The organism is Treponema endosymbiont of Eucomonympha sp. (assembly GCF_001028545.1).
In genome coordinates, this window is record NZ_BBPW01000044.1 from 1 (window position 1) to 18,342 (window position 18,342).

Consider the following 18,342-nt stretch of genomic DNA (forward strand, 5'->3'; position numbering starts at 1 on the left):
CAGCGCCCGCTGATACCCTGGTGAGCTCATGATGTTCGCCGCTGCGCCGCCGCGAGCGGAAGCTGGGACGGTGTGAAGCGGAACAGCGCACATTGCAAGAAGCAATATGGCGGCAAGATGCAGATTGCGTTTCATCTCGATCCTTGGTTGGCCGTTGCCTGAAATCCAAGCATCTCCGGCTCGAATACCTGTGCTGTCAAACTGGTGAACCGGCTCACGCCGTCGAACGCCTGCTGCGTTTCTGGCATGTGAGGCGGACCGCCCAGTCTGCAGCTCTGATATCGCATGACCTTCTCTGTAATTTTCCCGAATTTCCCTGTTCTTGGAAATAACTTCCCTGTTAGTTGTTTTAGTCAATTTTAAAAAGAAGGCGGTTTTCGACGTGGTTTTCGCCGTCCGTTAATTCCTGAATGCGTCTAATTCGCCGATTTCCCTGTAAAATTCCCTGTTAACAGGGAAATCAAGCTGAGACGGGTGCGATTACCACTGGGTCGCCAGCCAAACGTTCCGGATTTCGGAGAACTTCCTTTTTGGGCGTGAGAAAGGCTGCCAATGGCGGGTTTTTCAGACTTGCGGAGTTTCTGCAAAGACCGGATTCGCACCGCTACATTCTGAAATCGGCCGCCAGTCTCCACTTAACCATTGTCGCGATTTTTCACTCTGGCGGACTGCGTATCTCTTCCAGCAATACTTTCGCTCGTCGGAACGGAATGGTTTCGAAACCCTCCACGAACTTCGATACCGTTCCGTGAAGCGTATGAGCTGCCTCTTCATCCCGCCCGGCATCGCGAAGTAATCTGGACAGGCTGGTCGCTGCCCGTAGTTCCCATCCCAGGGCGGCCTGCTTCGCGGAAATCTCGATCGATTGTCGCAAATGATTTTCGGCCAGCTGGGAGAAGCCTCCGTCCGCTTGCGCGAGGACATCGCCGCGGATCCGCAAGGCTTCAGGCAACCACCAAAATGCTTCGGATTTACGCGTCCTTTCCAACGACTCGGCGGATGCAATCAACGCTTCCTCGAATTGCCCATCAGCCGCGAGAAGTTCGGCCAGTTGCGCGATCATAGGAATGAATTGACCCTCATATCGCGCTTCGCTCAGCTGTTCGAGCGCGCGTCTCGTCAATCGCTCGCCATGCGTTAACTTGCCCTTGAAAAAGAGTAGCCGCCCTTCGTATCCGAGTGCTGAGGCGACGTAACTTTGAAGCCCATTGTCCGTCGCCACCTCCTTGAGTCTTTCGATGGCAGCTTGAGCCCTATCGAATTCCTCCAGACTGGTGAAAAGCGAGCAGCCGCACCACACCAGCGCCTGGCAGATCGAAGTCGGACTACCGCTCGCTTCCGCCTCCGAATGTACGGCAATGCATGCCTTGAAAGTCTGATCGAACAGGCCCTGATGCCAATAGATCCGTCCGATAACGCAGTGCGCATAGACGGAGTGGTTCATGCCCCAGCGTCCGATTTGTGATGCGTCTCTGTTTATCAGGAAGAACTGGCGCGCCTTGCGCGCCAGAGTTAGCGACTTGGTGAATTCGCCATGAAAGAATTGCGATGCGCTTTCCAAGCTGTTGACCATGGCGGTCGCAGCATCGTCGCCGACAGACTTGGCCAGTTTCTTCGCCTTCAGAGTCAACGCCATAGCGCTTTTCAGATCGACGCGGCGTTGGTGGAACATGATCAGACCCAGTTGAGTGCGAAGCTCCCACAACTGATCTTCGATTCGCTCTGCGATTTCTGTCGCTCGTTGAAGAGCATCCCGCGATTGGCCCGTCATGCCTTCGGTGAACATGACAGAAAGTCCGAGCGCGGATTGCAGGATCATCTCGGTACGCTCGGCGACAGGCTCCGCCTTGAGGGCTTCGATTGCCTTCCCGGTCCAACTGATGCATTCGGTCAGAAGCGAATTCTCCAACCAGACGGGGACCGCATGGGCTGTAAGCGAGATTCCCGTAGCCGCCGCTCCACCGGGTGCAAACGCCCAATTGAGCACGCCGCGGATATTGTCGAGTTCATGAACTGCGGACCGGAGGAATAGAACTTTGCGGGAATCTGCTGTCCGTGCCCGTAATATTTCACTCAGGTGGGACGCGAGACGATCCGCCAGCTCATCTCTTTCGGAACCCTCCATCAGCTTCGCAACCACAAACGCTTTAGTGATCTCCAGCAGTCGAAACCGCACTTCGTCTACGCCGACCTCGACAGATACCAGCGATTTACAAACGAGATCGGCCAGGACCGATGCGGTATCGGAGACGCCCTTTGTGGGAACGACGGCAACTGCCGCATCTAGCGTGAAGCTGCCGGAAAATATCGCGATGCACCTCAGGACATACTGCTCTTTCTCGGAAAGCAGTTGATAGCTCCAGTCGAGCGCCGCTGCGATGGAGCGATGGCGCGGTAACGTGCCGCGGTGGGTCTCGGACAGGAAATGATTTCGATTTTCGATCCGCTCAGCCACCCCTTTGACGCCGAAGGCATCAACGCGGGCCGCGGCAAGCTCGATGGCGAGAGGATTACCGTCGAGGCCGCGGCAGATGCGAGCGGCAAACGCTGCATCTGCATCATTAAGTTCGAAGTGGTCCGCGATCGCTCTGGCTCTCTCGACGAACAATTGCACCGCGGGATACCTGAGCACATGATCCCAGCATCCGGCCGGTGATGCGGGTGGGCACTCCAGCGGTGCCAGGCGAAAGACCTGCTCGCCTTCGATCCGAAGCGGCTCTCTGCTGGTCGTCACGATCTTGACGCCCGGTGCCCCTCGCAGCAGCGTATTGGCCGCTGCTGCGGCGCCCTCGATCACGTGTTCGCAGTTGTCGAAGACAAGGAGTGTGCGCTTATAGCGTAATGCCGCAGCTATGCCGGAGAGAATGTCTGTCGACCTCACGTCTATCGGAAACGCGGAAGTCAGCGCACTGGGGATCAGCGAGGCGCTGGTAATCGACGCGAGATCGATGAACCAAACGCCGTGAGGATAGATGGGTAGTAACGATTCGGCCAAGCTGAGGGCTATGGCGGTTTTTCCGGCACCCGGCGGACCGACCACCGATAGTAGCCGGCTCGTCTCAATCTTGTCCCGCAGGCAGCGGAGCGCTTCTGCGCGGCCCACCAAACGAGTTAGTTGTGCCGGCAGGTTATGGGTTTCAGGCGTGGCCGAGTGTTGGGCGAGGGGGCGGACGTCATCGACTAGCCGTATCGGTGCCACAAATCGATATCCGCGCCCTGGACTGTTGATGATGTACTGGTTTGCCGCCTCACCGTCGCCCAAGGCCCGCCGCAGAGCAGCGACGTGAACGGTCAGATTCGCCTCGACGACGGTCGTGTCTGGCCAAACGATGGCGACAAGTTCGCTCTTGCCGACAAGTTCGCCGGCGCGTTCGACGAGGGCGATCAGTATCTCGATGGCTCTGCTTCCGAGTCGCACCGGGCGATCGCCTTCGAACAGAAGGCGCTTCGAGGCGGAAAGGCGGAACGGACCAAAAAAGAAGGTTCGCTCCTGCTTTTGATCAAGACCGGCCGTCGGGATCGTTGATACTCGCATACCGTAAGCCCTTAGCTTTCCCCAAGGGCAGTGTCCATCATACCAATGATCAGGAGAAGGCGATACCAGCCGTTACACGCCAGAGCCGGCATCTCGCTCGATTTGCAGCGCTATCGCTTGCTGCCGCGCATTGACCGCTGCCATCGTGATGCGTTCGGCCTCGACCGTCGTTAAGGCTGCCAGTTCAGCAGCTAGGACGGCCGTCTGTTCGAGGTGATCGGCACGGGCATGGAGTCGCGCGGTCTGTCGTTTGACAATCCAGCTGGCCATCCTTTCCTGCGATATACCCGCATCATGCTCAAGCGCGGACTGAAGAGAGGCACGGAGCTTTGTCGCGCGATCGGCAGTTTCTCTGGCAGACCTCTGCATTTCGGCCATCCGGGTTGCCAATTGCGCTTCAGTTTGTCGCACTCTACGCGAAAAAAGCTCGCTGAGGTTATCCAGGCTAACCTGCAGTCGAAGCAGGTAGGGGCGCAGATCGTCACCAAATTGAGCGAGATTGCCGTTCATCACAACCGCCTCATGCGCAGACACTATTTCGCATCATATGCCTGCAGCGGAACAAATTCGTCCAAATTCTTCCAAAAGGGACAGACGGTGTCGGAGCGGTCAGATCGTTCGGAATGATTTGGAATTTTTTATTGGTCAGGGCGTTCCGCAGGACGCACGATCATCGCCTGCGGGAGAAAGAAAATGCCGATCATCAGGACCAACGACGGGACAGATATCTTCTACAAGGATTGGGGCTCTGGCCAACCGATCGTGTTCAGCCACGGCTGGCCGCTGTCGTCCGACGACTGGGACGCGCAGATGATGTTTTTCCTTAATCGGGGCTATCGCGTGATCGCCCATGATCGCCGTGGGCACGGCCGGTCAGCGCAAGTTGCCGACGGCCATGACATGGACCATTACGCCGACGACCTTGCGGCGCTGACCACGCACCTCGACCTTAAGAACGCCGTTCACGTCGGTCATTCCACGGGTGGTGGCGAGGTCGTGCATTACCTGGCGCGTCATGGCGAGAGCCGCGTGACAAAGGCGGTGATTATCGCTGCGGTGCCGCCGTTGATGGTGAAGACAGATGCCAATCCCGGCGGCCTTCCAAAGCAAGTCTTCGATGACTTTCAGGCGCAGGTGGCCACCAACCGTGCGCAGTTCTATAGGGATGTCCCTGCGGGCCCGTTCTATGGCTACAATCGGTCGGGTGCCAAACCTTCGGAAGGCGTGATCCAAAACTGGTGGCGCCAAGGCATGATGGGCGGTGCCAAGGCGCACTACGACGGCATCGTCGCCTTTTCTCAGACCGACTTCACCGAAGATCTCAAGAAGATCAGCGTGCCCGTGCTGGTGATGCATGGTGATGACGATCAGATCGTTCCCTATGCCGACTCGGGGCCGTTGTCGGCAAAGCTCCTAAAGAACGGAGTGCTGAAGACCTACAAGGGATTTCCGCACGGCATGCCCACCACGGAAGCGGCCACCATCAATGCCGATCTGCTTGCCTTCATCAAGGGATGAGCAGGCGAAGACTAACTGCGCCCGTGATGGCGGGTGAAACCCCCAGGGAGAAAAGATGTCCAAACTCGAAATGCTCACCCCGCAGAACAGCGCGATTGCCCTGATCGATTATCAGCCGGCCATGTTCCAGGGTGTTCAATCGCATGACCGCTTGGTCACGATTAACAACGTCCAGATACTCGCAAAGGCTGCCAAGCTTTTCAAAATACCGACGGTGCTGACGACGGTGGCTGCGGAGTCGTTTTCCGGCCCCTTCATGCCAGAAGTGGTCGAGGTGTTTCCGAACCACGACATCATCGACCGCACCTCGATGAATTCTTGGCTCGATGCTGGTTTCCGCAAGGCGGTCGCTGCGACCGGCCGCAAGAAATTCGTCATTGCGGGTCTGTGGACCGAGGCGTGCGTAATTTTCCCGACGCTGGACATGCTAAAGGAAGGCTACGAGATCTACATTGCCGCCGATGCTTGCGGCGACCTTTCACTCGAAGCCCATAACCGCGCAATGGAACGTGCCATTCAGGCAGGGGCGGTTCCTATAACCTCTTCGCAATACGCCTACGAGCTCCAGCAGGACTGGGCGCGAAGCGAGACCTATGAGGGGATGATGGACATTCAACGCGCGCATTCGCCCTACGGTGTCCAGATCCGCTTCTCGAAATGGGCGCTCGGCGAGCACGCGTCGGAGGGCGGCGCGAAGGCGGCCGAATAGCGCTCGCTATCTCCGCAATCGGGGGATCAGAGATGAAGATCTACCTTCTGTCGCTTGGCGCCGGCCTTTTGGTCGGCGTCATCTACAGCCTGATCAACATCCGCTCGCCGGCGCCGCCGGTAGTTGCGCTGATCGGCCTGCTGGGCATCCTCATCGGCGAGCAGTTGCCGCCGCTGGTGCGAGGCCTGCTGAGCCGGGAGCCGGCCGCGAACTCGTGGCATCATCAGGTTAAGCCGCATGTATTCGGAGATATGCCGAAAGGCGTGCGTCCGCCAGCGCCGCTCGTCTCTCCCGACGCGAAGGATAAAGCGTAATGCCGACACGTCGTACATTCATCGGGGCGGCCTCGGGCCTGGTGCTGCCGGGTCTTTCATCGGCCTTTGCCGCAGACGATCCAACTTCAAAAGGAGCCACCCGCGTGAGCGCCGATCTTGTTCTTCACCATGGCCTCTTTACCACCCTGGATCGCACCAATCCCACGGCAAGTGCCGTGGCCATCAAGGATGGGAAGTTTCTCGCGGTCGGCGGCGATCAGGAGGTGATGGCACATGCGGGTCCCGACACCCGCGTGATTGACCTCAAGGGCCGTCGCGTGTTGCCGGGCCTGATCGACAATCACCTGCACATCATCCGCGGCGGGCTGAACTTCAACATGGAGCTGCGCTGGGATGGCGTGCGCTCGCTCGCCGATGCCATGAACATGCTGAAGCGGCAGGTGGCGATTACGCCGCCGCCGCAGTGGGTCCGCGTTGTCGGCGGTTTCACGGAGCATCAGTTCGTCGAAAAGCGATTGCCGACCATCGACGAGCTCAATGCGGTTGCGCCGGACACGCCGGTTTTCCTGCTCCACCTCTACGATCGTGCGATCCTTAACGGCGCCGCGCTGCGTGCCGTCGGCTACACCAAGGATACGCCGAACCCGCCGGGCGGCGAGATCACTCGCGATGCGAATGGCAATCCGACGGGCCTGCTGCTGGCCAAGCCGAATGCGGGAATCCTTTATTCAACTCTTTCAAAAGGACCGAAGCTACCTTTCGAATATCAGGTCAATTCAACGCGCCACTTCATGCGCGAATTGAATCGACTCGGGGTCACCGGCGCCATCGACGCAGGCGGCGGATTCCAGAATTATCCCGATGATTACGCGGTGATTCAGAAACTGTCCGATGACGGCCAGCTCACCATCCGCCTTGCCTACAACCTCTTCACTCAGAAGCCGAAGCAGGAGAAAGAGGATTTCCTGAATTGGACGCAGACGTCGAAATACAAGCAGGGCAACGATTACTTCCGTCACAACGGCGCCGGTGAAATGCTGGTGTTCTCTGCTGCCGATTTCGAGGATTTCCGCCAGCCACGGCCCGACATGCCGCCTGAGATGGAGGGTGAACTGGAGGGCGTGGTGCGCATTCTGGCCCAGAACCGCTGGCCATGGCGGCTGCACTCCACCTATGACGAGACGATCTCGCGCTCGCTCGATGTGTTCGAGAGGGTCAATCAGGACATTCCGCTGCAAGGCCTGAACTGGTTCTTCGATCATGCGGAGACGATTTCCGATCAATCCATCGACCGCATCGCGGCGCTCGGAGGCGGCATCGCTGTGCAGCATCGCATGGCCTATCAGGGCGAATACTTCGTGGAGCGCTACGGACTCGGCGCGGCGGAGGCGACGCCACCGGTGAAGAAGATCATCGACAAAGGCGTGAAGGTTTCGGCAGGCACGGACGCGACGCGCGTTGCCTCGTACAATCCGTGGGTGTCGCTGGCATGGCTTGTTACCGGAAGGACCGTCGGTGGCTTGCGGCTCTATCCGCAGCGCAATTGCCTGGATCGGGAGACCGCATTGCGCATGTGGACGGAGAACGTGACGTGGTTCTCCAACGAGGAAGGCAAGAAGGGCCGCATTGCCGCGGGCCAGCTTGCCGATCTGATCGTGCCGTCGAAGGATTTCTTCTCCTGTTCGGAAGACGAGATATCGCATCTTACCTCGGACCTCACCGTGGTTGGCGGCAAGATGGTGTACGGCGCGGGCGATTTTTCCGCGCTGGACGAGAACGCGCCGCCGCCCGCAATGCCGGACTGGTCGCCGGTGCGCACTTTCAAGGGTTATGGCGCGTGGGGCGAGCCGGAGGGCGCGGGCAAGAACTCGCTGCGCCGGACAGCCATCAATCTTTGCGGATGCGCCAATGGCTGCGGCGTGCACGGTCATGACCATGCCACCGCCTGGTCCAGCAAGCTGCCGATTTCCGATCTCAAATCGTTCTGGGGCGCGCTCGGGTGTGCCTGCTGGGCAGTGTGACGTCGCGACGAAAGAGGTGCAATGAGTTGAAACCGCACAATGCTGTTAACAGAACACTCTCCGCTATCGCGCGTCCTGTCCTGACCGCTCCGATCGTCAGATGGATTGCGATGCTTGGTCTCTGCGCGGCTTATCTGCAAGGTGGGTTGAACAAGGCGTTCGATTTTTCGAGCGCGATCGCTGAAATGAATCATTTCGGATTGTCGCCCGCCGCGCTTTTTGCGGTGGCCACCATCGTTATGGAGCTTGTGGCATCAGCGCTCATTCTGACCGGCTTTTACCGATGGATCGGCGCGCTGTCGCTCGCCGGATTCACGCTGCTTGCGACCTTCGTCGCCTTGCGATTCTGGGAGATGCAGCCTCCGGAACGATTTATGGCCGCCAATTCATTCTTCGAACATCTGGGTCTGATCGGCGGCTTTCTGCTGGTTGCCTGGCACGACTTAAACCGGCATGAGTCTTCATCTTGAATAAAGAAGCAGCGAGCGAGCCTGTTCCTCCCAAGCCGGCCGGTGGATTTGCGCCACTGCGTCAGTCGGTCTTTGCGGTACTGTGGGCTGCGACCATCCTCGGCAACACCGGCAGCTTCATGCGGGATGTGGCGAGTTCATGGATCGTCACCGATCTGTCGGCATCTCCGGCGGCGGTGGCCATGATCCAGGCCGCCGGAACTCTGCCGATCTTTCTTCTCGCAATTCCAGCCGGCGTCCTGTCCGACATTCTGGATCGCCGGAAATTCCTGATCGCTATTCAGCTTATGCTGGGTTCGGTGAGCGCGACCTTGGTCGTGCTCTCACACTTCGGTCTGCTGACCGTCAATCTGCTGGTTGGATTGACTTTTATCGGAGGTATCGGCGCAGCGTTGATGGCGCCGACCTGGCAGGCCATCGTTCCGGAGCTCGTGCCGAAACGGGATCTGAAGAGCGCGGTCGCCCTCAATTCGCTTGGCATTAACGTCGCGCGCTCGATCGGGCCCGCGCTCGGCGGCCTGATGCTCGCGGGCTTTGGCGCTGCGGTGACCTACGGCGCGGACGTCCTGAGCTACGTATTTGTCATTGCCGCGCTGGTTTGGTGGAAGCGCGCGCCGCAGGCCGACGATGCGTTGTCGGAGCGCTTCTTCGGAGCTTTCAGAGCCGGACTGCGATATACGCGATCCAGCCGCGAGCTTCATATCGTGCTGCTGCGAGCCGCAATCTTCTTTGCCTTCGCAAGCGCGGTCTGGGCTCTCTTGCCGCTGGTGGCGCGCGGTCTCAACGGCGGCGCCGGTTTCTACGGCGTCTTGCTGGGTGCAGTTGGTGCCGGAGCGATCATCGGCGCGTTGGTACTGCCGGCGCTGCGGCAACGTCTCGACGCCGACGGGCTGCTTTTGAGATCGGCGGTCGTCACTTCGGCGGTCATGAGCAGTCTCGCTCTTCCGCTTCCTCAGTGGCTCGCATTATTTGCGATGCTGCTGCTCGGAGCGGCATGGATCGTCGCCTTGACCACGTTCAATGGCGCCGCTCAGGCCATTCTCCCGAACTGGGTCCGTGGCCGCGCGCTCGCCGTATATCTCATGGTCTTCAATGGAGCGATGGCGGGTGGCAGTCTTGGCTGGGGCGGCGTTGCCGGAGCTGTCGGCATCCCGACGGCGCTGCTGATCAGCGCCGCGGGATTGTTCGTGGCGGCTCTCATACTCAAGCGCATTGCTTTGCCGGCAGGCGAGGCGGATCTCACGCCATCGCGTCACTGGCCTGAACCGCTCACTTCCGATTCTGTCGAAAACGATCGCGGTCCGGTGCTTATCCTGATCGAGTATCGTATACCCCTCAATGACCGTCCGAAGTTCTTTGAGGGACTGAAGAAACTGTCACAGGCGCGGCTCCGTGACGGCGCTTATGGCTGGGGCATTACGGAGGATGCGGCTGATCCGGAGAAGATCGTTGAATGGTTTATGGTGGAATCGTGGGCAGAGCATCTGCGCCAGCATCATCGCGTATCGAACGCGGATGCCGATGTGCAGCGGGATACGATGAAGTATCATGTCGGTCCTGATGGCCCGGTTGTGCGCCATTTTCTCGCAATGGAATTGAAGTCGTTCCCGCCGGTTTCGGATGGAGGCTCATGAGACGCCGCGCCATTCCATGCGACATGCGGGCTTTGCCGCTCGTGCTGGCGCTTGCATTCTTGCCGAAGATGAATCAACCGGTCGCCGCCCAAGAAGCCGCCGGCCGACCCGCCTATCAGAGTTCGCGCTTCGACGAAGACTGGTCCGCCTTGCGTGATCCGGCGAAACGCACCGATCCGTTCGATCCGATCAAGTTTATTCCGCTGACAGCGGATGGTTCATGGTACATGACGCTCGGCGGCGAATTGCGCGAGCGGTTCGAATCGTCGCGCAATCCGCTGTTCGGGCTCGCCGCGCCAGCCCGCAACGACTACCTGCTGCAACGTGCATTCCTGTTTGCGGACGTTCATTACGGACCGAATTTCCGGACTTTCGTGGAGCTTGCGAGCGGACTGACGGCGGGCTGGTCCGGCACACCGCCAGCAACCCAGAAAAACGATCTCGACCTTCTGCAGGGTTTCGGCGAAATCTCGTTTCCGGTGGAAAAGGGCGACGTCACGCTGCGGGCAGGGCGACAGGAACTGAGTTTTGGATCATCGCGCCTTGTCTCTGTCCGCGACAGTCCGAATTTCCGGCGCTCGTTTGATGCCGTACGGGGGACATGGAACGTGTCGAAGGATGTCCGTGTCGATGCCTTCCTATCGCGGCCGGTCGCGCCCCAGCCGGGAGTCTTCGATGACGGTATGGACCAAAACCAGACCTTCTGGGGTGTCTACGCGACGGCTCCGGTCCCCGGCGTTCATTCCTTGAAAGCGGATTTGTATTATCTCGGCCTTGAGCGCAGGAATGCGAGCTTCGCTCAAGGGATCGCGGCGGAGCGCCGTGAAACCATCGGCACCCGGCTTTTCGGAAAGCGCGACGGGTTTGACTGGAACATGGAAGGTGCCTTTCAGTTCGGGTCCTTCGGCGCGTCGAACATCCGTGCATGGACCGTGTCGGGCGATGTCGGCTATACGTTTGCCGAGCTGCTGTTTTCGCCGCGGCTGGGTCTCAAGGCCGATGCCATCAGCGGCGACAAGAACCTGAAGGACGGCACACTGGGCACCTTCAATCCGTTGTTTCCGAAGCTGCCCTATTTCTCCGAAGCGAATCTGGTCGCGCCGATGAATCTGCTCGATCTCCAGCCCAATGTAACGCTCGCAATCACGCCGAAGGTCAGTTTGAACGTCGGCTGGAATCCCTTCTGGAAACAGGAAACCGCGGACGCGGTCTATTCCTCCGCGCTCGTTCCGGTCAAAGGCACAGCGGGTGGAGCGGGGCGTTTCATCGGTCAACAAACGAGTGCCACGCTGGCGTGGGCGGCAACGACGCATCTGAATATCGCCGGTACTTACGTTCATTACACTCCGGGCGATCGGGTCAAGCTGGCCGGCGGACAAGACGGTGACTTTGTTGCAGTCTGGGCGCAGTTTCTGTTCTGACGGCGAGGTGCGCCTGTCGTGAACGTACCTCGCCGTTGTCATTCAAACGCTCAACTCGCTCTCTCTATTTGCAAGAAGCAGACGGCCTTGATCCATTCCTGGCCGATGGTCGGACAACGCGTCACGGGAGTCCTAATAAAAACGGGCAGATGTATTTCTACGCAATTTACCCGCCGACGCGGCATCTGGCCGTGAAGGTCCGGTTATTCATCGATTTTCTTGTTGCACGGTTCAGTGCCGGTCCGGAAGGAAAGCTGAATACGGCGTCGCAAGCACACTGAATTACACGCGCCGCGTCGATTCCCGCACGATCAGTTCCGGTTGCAGGACAATGTGTTCCGATGCGACCGACCGCGTCTCGATCTCCCTGAGCAGAAGTTTTGCCGCGCCTCGTCCCATCTCGCGATGGCCGATGCGCACCGTCGTCAGCGGCGGGGAGATGAGATCGACCAGCGGCATGTCGTTGTGCCCTACCACCGACACATCGGCCGGACAGCGCAGGCCCAGGTTGCGAACGGCGTCGAGCGCGCCGAGCGCCAGAAGATCGTTGGCTGCGACGATGGCGGTCATGCCGGGATTGTTCTTCAACAGCGTGGCCGCAGGCCCCGCTCCAGCCTTGCGCGTATACTGCGAGGCTTCCTGGATGTGGACCGGCAGTCCGTGATGCTTCATCGCGCGCACGAAACCATCGCGTCGCAATGCGCCTGTCGAGACGCGCAGCGGCCCGGAGACGTGACCGATCTTTCGATGGCCGATTGACACCAGATGATCCACGGCGAGTTGCATGCCTCGTTCGTCGTCGGAGACAACCGACGAGACACGGTCGCGGAATTCGGCGCGGTTCACGAGTACGACGGGCAGATTGCGGTCCAGGCAATAGCCGACGACCTGGTCGTCGCTGAAGACGGTCGCGAGAATTAATCCGTCGACATGTTGATTCAGCAGACTATCGACGAACGCGATCTGAACCGATGCATCCTGACCGGCGTCGGCAATGATCGGTGAGTAGGATTCGGCCGAAAGGGTTTCGGTGATGCCGCCGAGTATCGGCGCGAACACCGGATTGGCGATGTCGGGCAGCAGAACGCCGATCAGGCGCGAGCGTCCGGTTCGAAGGCTCGCCGCGACGCGATTGGGCCGGTAGCCGTGCGCGCGGGCCAGTGTCTCGACCCGCGCCGCCACATCCTCGCCGACCAAGTGGCGCTTCTGCGGGTCGAGCGCGCGCGACACGGTTGAGGGATGCACCCCGAGCTCGTCGGCGATCTGTTTCAGGGTCATCGGTGCGGCGCGATTCATAAGGATATTCTGTAGCTTAGGTTAGGCTCGGGAGCGAGTATCGCAAATCGCTTGACTTCATGCAATCGATTGCATTATTCACGTGCAATCGATTGCATAATCAACGCACGTGGATGAGCGCCATGGTTGGATCGTCGGCCCCAAATCAGGATCGGAACGCCGAAAAAGGCGGCATCATTGAAACTCAGGAGGACGTGACTCCGGTGGTCCTTGCCGCGATGGCGGGGGCTTCCAATCCCCGGCTGCGGGAGGTTGCGGAATCGTTTGTCCGACACATGCACGCGTTCGCGCGCGAGGTGAATCTGACCGAGTCCGAGTACGACATTGGAATCGATTTCCTGAACCGCATCGGTCAGGCCACAAACGATCACCACAACGAGGGTATTCTGTTCGCCGACGCGATCGGCTTTTCGACGCTGGTGTGTCTGCTCAACAATGGCAATGCGGGCGCGACAGAAACGGCCTCGGCTCTTCTCGGTCCGTTCTGGCGCATGAACTCACCAAGAACCCCGAACGGCGGCTCGATCGTGCGTTCACCGACGCCGGGCCCGGATTTGTTCGTCTCAGGCGTTGTCGTCGATACCAACGGTGAGCCGATCGAAGGTGTCGAGGTCGACGTCTGGCAATCCTCGCCTGTCGGTCTTTACGAGAATCAGGATGACACGCAGGCCGATATGAACCTGCGCGGAAAGTTCACCACGGATGCGAAGGGACGCTTCAGTTTCCGCTCGGTCAAGCCCGCGGGATATCCAGTCCCGACAGATGGACCGGTCGGTGACATGCTGCGTGCGCAGCGACGTCATCCCTACCGTCCGGCGCACATTCACTTCCTTGGCTTCAAGCCCTGCTTCAAGACGCTGATCACGCAGGTGTTCGTCGATGACGACAAGCACCTGGAGAGCGACGTCGTGTTCGGGGTGACGCGTGCGCTGATCGGCGACTATCGCCGGCACGATGCGGGGACGCCGCCTGCCGGTGACGTGGCCCCTCCCTGGTACACCCTCGACTACAAATTCGTGATGGAAGCGGGCGAAGCCAAGCTTCCGGTGCCTCCCATCAAGTGAGATAAAAAAATGACTCTTTCTGTTTCCCTGAAAGACAAGGTCGTGCTGATCGTCGGCGGCGCTGGAAGTATAGGTGCCGCCGCGGCAATGGAATTTGCCCGAGGCGGAGCCAGGCTGATCATTACGTATCGCGGCCCTGAATTCGAGGCCGCTGCGCAAGCCGTGTTGCAAGCCCTGCCGGGCAAGGATCATTTGGCTTTCAATGCCGACGTTGCCGACACAAAGACACTGACGGTCCTGCGCGATGAAATCACGAATCGCTATGGACGGCTGGATATTCTGATCAACGCGGCCGGTTTTACCAAGCCCGTGCCGCACGCGGATCTTGATGCGCTCGACGACGACTTGATCGACCGGATGTTCGAAGTGAACTGGCGCGGCCAGTTCGCTACGATCCGCACGTTTGCGCCGCTGCTCAAATCTTCCGGCAACGGATTGATCGTGTCGCTTTCCTCGATTGCGGGAACGAACGGGATAGGATCGTCGATCGCTTATTGCGCAGCCAAGGCTGGCATCGATGTCATGACCAAGTCATTGGCGCGTGTGCTCGCCCCCCAGGTTCGCGTGCTCGCCGTGGCCCCAGGTGTTGTCGATACGGGTTTTGTTCCCAACCGTGGCTCCGATTTCAACGAGAAGGCTGCGTCGACGACACCGATGAAGAGAATCGGGACGGTTGATGACATTGCGGCCGCGATTCTGTCCTGCGCAACTCTTCTGACCTTTTCCACCGGCACCACCATCGTTGTCGATGGCGGCAGAGCTCTCTGAGAAAGTTTAGACATGCGCGAACCTCGCCAGAAGATTTTCATCACCTGCGCCGTGACCGGCAACCTGACGACGCCGGAGCAGACGCCGCATCTGCCGATTACGCCGGAGGAGATTTCCGATGCCTGCCTTGGTGCAGCGGAGGCGGGCGCGGCCATCGTGCACATCCATGTCCGCGACCCGGCGACGGGTAAGCCGTCGATGGAGCTTGAATACTACCGTGACGTGGTCGAGCGCATCCGCGCGCAGAACACGCAATTGATCCTGAATATTACGACGGGGCCAGGCGGGCGCTTCGTCCCGTCACACGATGAGCCACGCATCGCCGCGCAGGGCACCACTTTGATGGCGCCGGAGAAGCGCGTCGCACATATCGAGGCACTTCGGCCCGAAATCTGCACCATCGATCTCAACACCATGAATTCCGGCGGCGAGGTTGTCATCAACACGCCCGGCAATGTGCGCCGGATGGCCAAGGTAATGCGTGACGCGGGTGTGAAGCCCGAGGTCGAATTGTTCGATTCAGGCGATATCGCGCTGATGAACGATCTGATCCGAGACGGCACACTCGAAGGTCCGGTGCTCTGCTCGTTCGTGATGGGCATACGCTACGGATTCCAGCCAAGTCCTGAAACCGTCCTCTATGCACGAGACTTGCTGCCGGCGAGTGCCGAGTTCACAGCGATCGGCATCGGCAAGGCCGCCTTCACGACGGTCGCGCAATCCTATCTCGCGGGTGGGCATGTCCGCGTCGGACTGGAAGACTCGGTCTATCTGGCGCGCGGCCAGCTCGCGAAGTCCAATGCGACCATGGTGGAGAAGGCGCGGCGCATCGCCGAGGATCTCGGCGCGCAGATCGCAACACCTCGCGAAGCACGAGAAATTATTGGACTGCCGACACGCCTTGCCGGCGCGTCGCGTGTGGCCTGAAAGGATTTGAGATGACACTGGCAACAGAAAAGGCCGCGGCGATTGCGCCTGTATTCGAGGCAACCTCGCTCCGTCTGAATGCGAAGGCGGCGGATGTCGCTTCGCTTGCACCGACGCTCGAGCGGCAGATGTTGTCGCGCGGACCGGACGACGTCATCGTGGAAATCAAGGCGGCGGGCGTCAATCCGTCCGACGTCAAGGCCGCTACCGGACTGATGCCTTATGCGGTGTTTCCGCGCACGCCGGGGCGTGACTTCGCCGGTGTCGTGGTCGACGGTCCCGCCGAATGGCTCGGGCGCGACGTGTTCGGCTCATCCGGCGATCTCGGCATTCGGCGCGACGGCACTCATGCGACGCATCTTGTAGTCGAGGCGGCGGCCCTGGTCGAGAAGCCGAAGAGCATTTCGATGGATGAAGCTGCGGGCATCGGCGTGCCGTTCGTGACGGCGATTGAAGGGTTTCGCCGGACGGGGATGCCGACGCCGCGGGAAACGGTTCTTGTTCTCGGGGTCAACGGCAAGGTCGGGCAGGCGGCTGTGCAGCTTGCGACCTGGCGCGGCGCGAAAGTGATCGGTGTCGTCCGCAAGGACGAACCTTACGAAGGCCACACCAATGGTCCCGTCGATATCATCAATTCCGCCGAGATCGACATTGCAGCCCGCGTTCGTGAACTGACCAACGGCAGGGGTGCGGACATCGTTTTTAACACCGTGGGCGATCCGTATTTTCAGGCTGCCCACAAATCCCTGGCGCTCGCCGGCCGCCAGATCCTGATCGCCGCGGTAGACAAGATTGTTCAGTTCAACATTCTCGAGTTTTATCGCGGCCGGCACACCTATGTCGGGATCGATACGCTGGCGTTTTCGTCGGTGGCGAGTGGAGATGTTTTGCGCGAGGCGCTTTCGGGCTTCGCGAGCGGGCATCTGAAGCCCTATCCGATCTCAGGCAGTGCGGTCTATCCGCTGTCGGACGCCAAGGCGGCATACAGTGCAGTGATCGGGTCGTCGCGCGACCGCATCATCTTCAAGCCGTCGGCCTGATCATGCATATCACGCGCTTTGAACAGGCTCCCACATACTTCCCGCCGGAGCATCATGACATGCGTTGCCTGCGGCTGCAGGGCCAGGAGGCGGGACCGTCGGATACACTTTGGCTCGGCATGTCTCAGATACTGCCCGGTGGGCATACGTCGCTGAATGCCTCTCCAATCGAGAAGCTCTATTTCGTCATTGAAGGTGAGCTGACGGTGGAAACGCCGGATGGCGAAAGCATTCTCCAGCCATTCGATTCGTGCCGCGTCGCGCCCAATGAAGCGCGGGCGCTAAAAAACAAGACCAACAAACCCGTCATCGTCCTCCTCGCGATGCCGCTTGCGGCGGCGCGGCAGGATCAGGCACCGGCACGTTAAACGAGATCAGGAAACAATCGGGAGAGCATGATGTCAGAGAGCGTCGCGAAGCCGGCCAGAAAGCCGTTCTATAAGATACTTTATGTGCAGGTATTGACTGCGATCGTCTTTGCAGTCGTTCTCGGTCACTACTATCCGTCGTTCGCAGTGGAGATGAAGCCGCTCGGTGACGGCTTCATCAAGCTGATCAAGATGGTCATTGCACTGGTCATATTCTGTACTGTCGTGTCGGGCATCGCCGGCATGCAGGACATGAAGAAAGTCGGGCGTGTCGGCGGAAAGGCCCTGCTTTATTTCGAGGTTGTCTCCACGGTTGCGCTTTTGATCGGAATGATCGTGGGCAATTTTGTAGCCCCCGGCGCGGGCTTCAATGCCAGTCCAGCAAGCCTCGATGCCAAGGCTGTTGCGCAATACGCAGGCAAGGCAAAGGAACAGTCGATCGTCGAATTCATTCTGAACATTATTCCAAACACGATCATCGACGCGTTCGCGCGCGGTGACATTCTCCCAGTGGTCATGATTTCCGTTCTGTTCGGCTATGTGCTGTCCAGACTCGGCGATCCGGCCAAGCCGGTGCGTGATGTGATCGATGCGGGCTCAGAACTGGTTTTCGGAACCATCAATGTGATCATGCGGCTCGCCCCCATAGGAGCATTCGGGGCCATGGCATTCACCATAGGGCGATATGGCATCGGGTCTCTTGGGCCGCTGCTGAAATTGATAGGCGTGTTCTATCTGACATCTCTCATCTTTGTGTTCGGCGTTCTCGGCCCCATTGCGATGTGGGCTGGTTTCAGCATCTGGAAATTCCTGATCTACATCAAGGAAGAGATCCTGATTGTTCTCGGCACGTCGTCTTCCGATCCGGTGCTGCCGAGCCTGATGGCAAAGCTGGAAGGACTTGGTTGTTCGAAGCCGGTTGTGGGGCTGGTTGTGCCGACCGGCTATGTCTTCAATACCGACGGGTCGTCGATTTACATGACGCTCGCTGCGTTGTTCGTGGCGCAGGCGACCAACACCGATCTCTCGCTCACCCAGCAAATCGCCATTTTTGCGGTCGCTATGTTGACCTCAAAAGGAGCCAGTGGCGTGACCGGCGCGTCCTTTATCGCTCTCGTCGGCACTCTTTCCGTTGTGCCGACCATTCCGGTGGCCGGCATGGCGCTCATCCTCGGCATCGACCGTTTCATGAGCGAAGCGCGCGCGCTGGTGAACGTGATTGGAAATGGCGTTGCGACAATCGTGATCTCACGGTGGGAAAATGAGATCGATGTCGAACACATGCGCGCCGTTTAG

At 59.4% G+C, this 18,342-nt stretch carries 16 protein-coding genes; 13 read left to right on the plus strand and 3 right to left on the minus strand.

Translation table 11 applies throughout. The annotated features are described in order from the left end of the window. Positions 1 to 655: 655 nt before the first annotated feature. Both AWU74_RS14135 and AWU74_RS14140 read right to left on the minus strand, forming a co-directional pair. The gene (locus tag AWU74_RS14135; protein WP_162504732.1) at positions 656 to 3,535 is read right to left on the minus strand and encodes an ATP-binding protein; all 2,880 of its coding nucleotides are present in this window, start codon (positions 3,533 to 3,535) and stop codon (positions 656 to 658) included. Between the two features lie 72 nt (positions 3,536 to 3,607). Beyond that, positions 3,608 to 4,045 (minus strand): hypothetical protein, encoded by a 438-nt coding sequence (locus AWU74_RS14140; RefSeq protein WP_062327551.1) that lies wholly within the window; start codon positions 4,043 to 4,045, stop codon positions 3,608 to 3,610. A 183-nt stretch (positions 4,046 to 4,228) separates the two neighbouring features. Between AWU74_RS14140 and AWU74_RS14145 the strand changes: the two genes are divergently transcribed. The 7 genes from AWU74_RS14145 to AWU74_RS14175 are packed head-to-tail and all read left to right on the plus strand — an operon-like array spanning position 4,229 to position 11,583. Continuing rightward, entirely contained in the window at positions 4,229 to 5,053 is an 825-nt protein-coding gene (locus tag AWU74_RS14145) for an alpha/beta fold hydrolase (RefSeq protein WP_062327554.1), read from the plus strand. Between the two features lie 55 nt (positions 5,054 to 5,108). Continuing rightward, the gene (locus AWU74_RS14150; protein ID WP_062327557.1) at positions 5,109 to 5,762 is read left to right on the plus strand and encodes a hydrolase; all 654 of its coding nucleotides are present in this window, start codon (positions 5,109 to 5,111) and stop codon (positions 5,760 to 5,762) included. A gap of 32 nt (positions 5,763 to 5,794) precedes the next feature. Then, positions 5,795 to 6,076 carry a DUF1427 family protein gene (locus AWU74_RS14155; RefSeq protein WP_062327560.1) on the plus strand — a complete coding sequence of 94 codons (282 nt, stop codon included), beginning with the start codon at positions 5,795 to 5,797 and terminating at the stop codon, positions 6,074 to 6,076. Then, entirely contained in the window at positions 6,076 to 8,058 is a 1,983-nt protein-coding gene (locus AWU74_RS14160) for an amidohydrolase (protein WP_062327563.1), read from the plus strand. The genes AWU74_RS14155 and AWU74_RS14160 overlap by 1 nt, the downstream gene beginning before the upstream one ends. 26 nt (positions 8,059 to 8,084) lie before the next feature. After that, a complete protein-coding gene (locus AWU74_RS14165) occupies positions 8,085 to 8,528 on the plus strand; it encodes a DoxX family protein (protein WP_059370739.1) in 444 nt (147 codons plus the stop codon). After that, entirely contained in the window at positions 8,525 to 10,162 is a 1,638-nt protein-coding gene (locus AWU74_RS14170; protein WP_062327565.1) for an MFS transporter, read from the plus strand. Before AWU74_RS14165 ends, AWU74_RS14170 begins: the two co-directional genes overlap by 4 nt. Before the next feature lie 41 nt (positions 10,163 to 10,203). Next, positions 10,204 to 11,583, plus strand: a complete 1,380-nt coding sequence (locus AWU74_RS14175) for an alginate export family protein (RefSeq protein ID WP_238580151.1) — start codon at positions 10,204 to 10,206, stop codon at positions 11,581 to 11,583. Positions 11,584 to 11,865: 282 nt separating this feature from the next. Here the strand turns inward: AWU74_RS14175 and AWU74_RS14180 are convergent, their stop codons facing one another. Further along, the gene (locus tag AWU74_RS14180) at positions 11,866 to 12,879 is read right to left on the minus strand and encodes a LacI family DNA-binding transcriptional regulator (RefSeq protein WP_062327574.1); all 1,014 of its coding nucleotides are present in this window, start codon (positions 12,877 to 12,879) and stop codon (positions 11,866 to 11,868) included. A gap of 122 nt (positions 12,880 to 13,001) precedes the next feature. Here AWU74_RS14180 and AWU74_RS14185 point away from each other — a divergent pair, with 122 nt between their 5' ends. From AWU74_RS14185 to AWU74_RS14210, 6 genes are read left to right on the plus strand one after another with little or no spacing between them, the layout of a single operon-like run. Beyond that, positions 13,002 to 13,943, plus strand: a complete 942-nt coding sequence (locus AWU74_RS14185; RefSeq protein ID WP_162504736.1) for a dioxygenase family protein — start codon at positions 13,002 to 13,004, stop codon at positions 13,941 to 13,943. Between the two features lie 42 nt (positions 13,944 to 13,985). Further along, positions 13,986 to 14,711 carry an SDR family oxidoreductase gene (locus AWU74_RS14190; protein ID WP_202966398.1) on the plus strand — a complete coding sequence of 242 codons (726 nt, stop codon included), beginning with the start codon at positions 13,986 to 13,988 and terminating at the stop codon, positions 14,709 to 14,711. A 12-nt stretch (positions 14,712 to 14,723) separates the two neighbouring features. Beyond that, positions 14,724 to 15,638: a beta-keto acid cleavage family enzyme gene (locus AWU74_RS14195; RefSeq protein ID WP_062327579.1), complete on the plus strand. Its 915-nt coding sequence runs from the start codon at positions 14,724 to 14,726 to the stop codon at positions 15,636 to 15,638. Positions 15,639 to 15,649: 11 nt separating this feature from the next. Then, positions 15,650 to 16,678 carry a quinone oxidoreductase family protein gene (locus AWU74_RS14200; RefSeq protein WP_062327582.1) on the plus strand — a complete coding sequence of 343 codons (1,029 nt, stop codon included), beginning with the start codon at positions 15,650 to 15,652 and terminating at the stop codon, positions 16,676 to 16,678. 2 nt (positions 16,679 to 16,680) lie between these two features. Next, positions 16,681 to 17,046, plus strand: a complete 366-nt coding sequence (locus AWU74_RS14205; RefSeq protein ID WP_062327585.1) for a cupin domain-containing protein — start codon at positions 16,681 to 16,683, stop codon at positions 17,044 to 17,046. Positions 17,047 to 17,076: 30 nt separating this feature from the next. Continuing rightward, the gene (locus AWU74_RS14210; protein WP_062327591.1) at positions 17,077 to 18,342 is read left to right on the plus strand and encodes a dicarboxylate/amino acid:cation symporter; all 1,266 of its coding nucleotides are present in this window, start codon (positions 17,077 to 17,079) and stop codon (positions 18,340 to 18,342) included.

Excerpts from the sequence above, each read along its gene's own strand:
- AWU74_RS14150 (WP_062327557.1), top strand. The coding sequence starts at position 5,109 with ATGTCCAAACTCGAAATGCTCACCCCGCAGAACAGCGCGATTGCCCTG.
- AWU74_RS14205 (WP_062327585.1), top strand. The coding sequence starts at position 16,681 with ATGCATATCACGCGCTTTGAACAGGCTCCCACATACTTCCCGCCGGAG.
- AWU74_RS14155 (WP_062327560.1), top strand. The coding sequence starts at position 5,795 with ATGAAGATCTACCTTCTGTCGCTTGGCGCCGGCCTTTTGGTCGGCGTC.
- AWU74_RS14135 (WP_162504732.1), bottom strand. The coding sequence starts at position 3,535 with ATGCGAGTATCAACGATCCCGACGGCCGGTCTTGATCAAAAGCAGGAG.
- AWU74_RS14145 (WP_062327554.1), top strand. The coding sequence starts at position 4,229 with ATGCCGATCATCAGGACCAACGACGGGACAGATATCTTCTACAAGGAT.
- AWU74_RS14210 (WP_062327591.1), top strand. The coding sequence starts at position 17,077 with ATGTCAGAGAGCGTCGCGAAGCCGGCCAGAAAGCCGTTCTATAAGATA.
- AWU74_RS14180 (WP_062327574.1), bottom strand. The coding sequence starts at position 12,879 with ATGAATCGCGCCGCACCGATGACCCTGAAACAGATCGCCGACGAGCTC.
- AWU74_RS14200 (WP_062327582.1), top strand. The coding sequence starts at position 15,650 with ATGACACTGGCAACAGAAAAGGCCGCGGCGATTGCGCCTGTATTCGAG.
- AWU74_RS14160 (WP_062327563.1), top strand. The coding sequence starts at position 6,076 with ATGCCGACACGTCGTACATTCATCGGGGCGGCCTCGGGCCTGGTGCTG.
- AWU74_RS14195 (WP_062327579.1), top strand. The coding sequence starts at position 14,724 with ATGCGCGAACCTCGCCAGAAGATTTTCATCACCTGCGCCGTGACCGGC.
- AWU74_RS14140 (WP_062327551.1), bottom strand. The coding sequence starts at position 4,045 with ATGAACGGCAATCTCGCTCAATTTGGTGACGATCTGCGCCCCTACCTG.
- AWU74_RS14185 (WP_162504736.1), top strand. The coding sequence starts at position 13,002 with ATGGTTGGATCGTCGGCCCCAAATCAGGATCGGAACGCCGAAAAAGGC.